Source organism: Streptomyces macrosporus (genome assembly GCF_039533145.1).
Classification (GTDB): domain Bacteria; phylum Actinomycetota; class Actinomycetes; order Streptomycetales; family Streptomycetaceae; genus Streptomyces; species Streptomyces macrosporus.
In genome coordinates, this window is sequence record NZ_BAAASZ010000041.1 from 1 (window position 1) to 4,088 (window position 4,088).

A 4,088-nucleotide genomic window follows, 5' to 3' on the forward strand; every position below is an offset into this window, starting at 1 on the left:
CCACGGACGACACCACCGCGCCGGAGACCTCCGCCACCGTGACGGGCGAGAAGAACGCGAACGGCGACTACGTGGGCAGGGCGAAGGTGACGGTGACCGCCACTGACGACGACTCCGGCGTCGAGAGGATCGAGTACTCGCTCGACGGCGGCCCCTACCTCGCCTACACCGACCCGGTGACCGTCGACCGCCTGGGCCGTCACACCGTCGCCTACCGGGCGACCGACAAGGCCGGGAACACCTCCGAGGCGAAGCAGGTGGCCTTCACCGTGGTCGAGGGCGGCGGAGTGCCCGCCCCGCCGTGCCCGGAGTGGGACGAGCGCCCGACCGTCGTCGTCGGAACCGTCGACACCGGCGTGCCCAACCGCGTCACCGGCAACCGCTGCACCATCAACGAACTCATCGAGGACGAGAGGGACTGGGCGTCCCACGCCCTCTTCCGCAAGCACGTGCAGGAGGTCACGGACGACCTGCTGGACGAGGGGGTGATCGACAAGCGGGAGCAGAAGGCGATCAACAAGGCGGCCAAGCAGTCGGGCATCGGCAAGCCGGGGCAGAACCAGGGCTACCGGGACCTCTTCGACGGCACGCGGAAGTCCTTCGACCGGTGGCAGCACGTCGGCGGCGGCGCCTTCGGTCTGAACGACGACGGCACCATCACCAGCAGCACCACCGTGCCGGGCATGGGCATGCTGTGGTTCCCCGAGCGCCGGTACGACGACTTCTCCCTGAAGTTGCAGTTCCGCGACGACGCGCCGGGGACGGGCCGGGCCAACAGCGGCGTCTTCGTCCGCTTCCCGTACGTCCACGACCATCCCGAGGAGTCCCGCCCGGAGTGGGTGGCGATCAAGTACGGCCACGAGGTGCAGATCCTCGACCGGCCCGACGGCGACCAGTACAAGACGGGCTCGATCTACGGGTTCGACCGGGTCGGCCTCGGCGGCGCGGGCGTCACGGAGAAGGGCACCTGGAACGAGTACGAGATCCGCGTGGTCGACCAGCACTACTCGGTCTTCCGCAACGGCGTGCTGATCAACGAGTTCGACAACGTCGCGGGCCAGGAGTTCTCCCCGCCCCGGGCCGACGACCCGGGCACGGACGGCCGCCGCTACGCCTCGGGCTACATCGGCCTGCAGACGCACGGCACGACCGATGTGATCTCCTTCCGCAACATCCGCATCAAGGAACTGTAGGAACCGGCCGCACGGCCGACGGGGTGTCCCCACCGACGGGGACACCCCGTCGATGGCGTCCGACGGGCCGGCCGCCTTCCGAGAGGCCCCGTCGCCGTCGAGCCGCCCTCGCCGTCACGTCGACGGGAGGGCGGTCACTCCGGTCGCGACGGCGAGCCGCCGCGTTGGAGATCACCCCACGTGGGCCACTCCATCCGCCCCCGACGGCCGCCCGCGGGGGCGCCCTCCGCGTCGGTGAGAATGGGTCGGACCAATGACGTGTACAACGAAACCAGGACGGCCGTGGACACCGGGAAGAGCACCACCGAGGAGAGCGCCGACAGCGGCGGGGAACACACGCCGCCCCACCCCGAGGCGAGACCGGAGCGCTCCGGGTGGCGGCGCTGGGCGATGGACACCCGGCCGCTGCGCCGCCCGGCCTTCCGCCGGCTGTGGACCTCCACCACCGCCACCGCCGTCGGCAGTCAGCTCACCGCCGTGGCCGTGCCGAAGCAGGTCTACGACATCACCGGCTCCTCGGCCTGGGTCGGCTACGCGAGCCTCGCGGGCCTGCTGCCGCTGGTGGTCTTCGCGCTGTGGGGCGGCGCGGTCGCCGACAGCCTGGACCGGCGGAAGGTGCTGCTGGTCACCAACATCGGCATCGCCGTCACCTCGTTGCTGTTCTGGGCGCAGGCCGCCGCCGGACTGGAGTCGGTGGCGGCGCTGATGGTGCTGCTCGCGCTCCAGCAGGCGTTCTTCGGCATGAACGCGCCCGCCCGCAGCGCCTCGGTGGCCCGGCTGGTGCCCGCGGGGGAGCTGCCGGCGGCGAACGCGCTCAACTCGACGGTGATGCAGACGGGCCTGGTCCTCGGTCCGCTGCTCGCCGGCGCGCTGATACCGGCCGTCGGCCTGGGCACGCTCTACCTCGTCGACGCGATCGCCCTGTGCGCGGCGGTGACGGCCGTACGGAAGCTGCCGGCCCTGCCGCCGCTCACCGGCGGCACCCCGCGTCCGGCCGGACCGCGCGAGATAGCCGCCGGGTTCCGGTACATCGTGGCGCGCCGGGTGCTGCTGCTGTCCTTCCTCGCCGACATCATCGCGATGGTGCTCGGCATGCCGCGCGCGCTCTTCCCGCAACTGGCCGCCACCACCTACGCCCCCTGGGGCGAGGGCTTGGCGCTCGGCTTCCTCTACGCGGCCATCCCGGTCGGCGCGGTGGTCGGCGGGCTGATGTCCGGCACCTACTCCCACGCCCGCCGGCACGGGTGGATGGTGATCGGCGCGGTGGTGGTCTGGGGCGCGGCCATCGCGGCGTTCGGGCTGAGCGCGGGGCTGTGGTGGGCCGTGCTGTTCCTGGCGGTGGCCGGGTTCGCCGACATGGTCTCCATGGTCTTCCGCGGGGCCATCCTGCAGTCGGCGGCCACGGACGAGATGCGCGGCCGGATGCAGGGCGTCTTCACCGTCGTGGTGGCGGGCGGCCCCCGGCTGGCCGACCTGCTGCACGGCACGGCGGGCTCGGCCTTCGGAACCCGCGCGGCCGTGGCGGGCGGGGGCCTGCTGGTGGTCGTCGCCATGTCGGCGCTGGCCCTCGCCGCGCCCGCGCTGCGGCGCTACCGGATCTGAACGACGGCCGAGGTCGAGCCGGAGAGTTCACCGGGCGCCCGGTGCTCCCGAGCGGGCCGGCCGGCGCGGTGCGGCGCGGTGTGCGGAGTGTGCGCGGTGTGTGGTGGACGCCGCACCGCCGAGCACGAGCAGGGGTAGGGGAAGGGGCGCCGAGCGGAGCCCGTGGCCGAACCCGAGGCGGGGTACTCGCGCCACGAGGGAATCCCCCGAGCAAGTTGACTTATGCCGACTCAAGTTTTATGCCTGAAATATGGGCATAAAGCGCCTCCCGTCGCTTCGGCGGTGGGGAAGGAGGGCACGATGGCACGCGCAGTCGGTATCGACCTCGGCACGACCAACTCCGTGGTGTGCGTCCTGGAAGGCGGCGAGCCGACCGTGGTCGCCAACGCCGAGGGCGCGCGGACGACCCCCTCGGTGGTGGCCTTCGCCAAGAGCGGCGAAGTACTGGTGGGGGAGATCGCCAAGCGCCAGGCCGTGACGAACGTGGAGCGCACCGCCCGGTCGGTGAAGCGGCACATGGGCGACGCGAACTGGCACTTCCCGTCGACGGGGGACGTGGACGGCAGGCGCTACACGGCCCAGGAGATCTCGGCTCGGGTCCTGCAGAAGCTGAAGAGGGACGCCGAGACGTACCTGGGCGAGAAGGTCGCCGACGCGGTGATCACCGTGCCGGCGTACTTCAACGACGCGCAGCGCACGGCGACCAAGGAGGCCGGCGAGATCGCCGGTCTGAACGTGCTGCGGATCATCAACGAGCCGACCGCCGCCGCCCTGGCCTACGGGCTGGAGAAGGAGGACCAGACCGTCCTGGTCTTCGACCTCGGCGGTGGCACGTTCGACGTGTCCCTGCTGGAGATCGGCGACGGCGTCGTCGAGGTGAAGGCCACCTCCGGCGATACGCACCTGGGCGGTGACGACTGGGACCAGCGGGTCGTCGACTACCTGGTCAAGCAGTTCCAGAACGCCTACGGGATCGATCTGTCCAAGGACAAGATGGCCCTCCAGCGCCTGCGCGAGGCGGCGGAGAAGGCGAAGATCGAACTGTCCGCCGCGACGGAGACCACCATCAACCTGCCCTACATCACGGCCTCGGCCGAGGGTCCGCTGCACCTGGACGAGAAGCTCACCCGCGCCCAGTTCCAGCGGCTCACCCAGGACCTGCTGGAGCGCTGCAAGGGGCCCTTCCACCAGGCCGTGCGGGATGCCGGAGTCCAGGTGTCCGACATCGATCACGTGATCCTGGTCGGTGGTTCGACGCGTATGCCCGCGGTCTCGGAGCTGGTCAAGGAGCTG

At 71.3% G+C, this 4,088-nt stretch carries 3 protein-coding genes; all 3 read left to right on the plus strand.

The annotated features are described in order from the left end of the window. Nucleotides 1–1,193 (plus strand): 3-keto-disaccharide hydrolase (locus ABD335_RS26755; RefSeq protein ID WP_344328113.1); only part of this gene is annotated, 1,193 nt, incomplete at its 5' end. Nucleotides 1,194–1,433: 240 nt separating this feature from the next. Further along, the gene (locus tag ABD335_RS26760; protein ID WP_425583757.1) at nucleotides 1,434–2,795 is read left to right on the plus strand and encodes an MFS transporter; all 1,362 of its coding nucleotides are present in this window, start codon (nucleotides 1,434–1,436) and stop codon (nucleotides 2,793–2,795) included. A 300-nt stretch (nucleotides 2,796–3,095) separates the two neighbouring features. Continuing rightward, on the plus strand, nucleotides 3,096–4,088 hold a 993-nt coding region (locus tag ABD335_RS26765; protein ID WP_344328118.1), incomplete at its 3' end, for an Hsp70 family protein.

Coding starts and splice junctions, on each gene's coding strand:
- ABD335_RS26760 (WP_425583757.1), top strand. CDS start 1,434: ATGGGTCGGACCAATGACGTGTACAACGAAACCAGGACGGCCGTGGAC.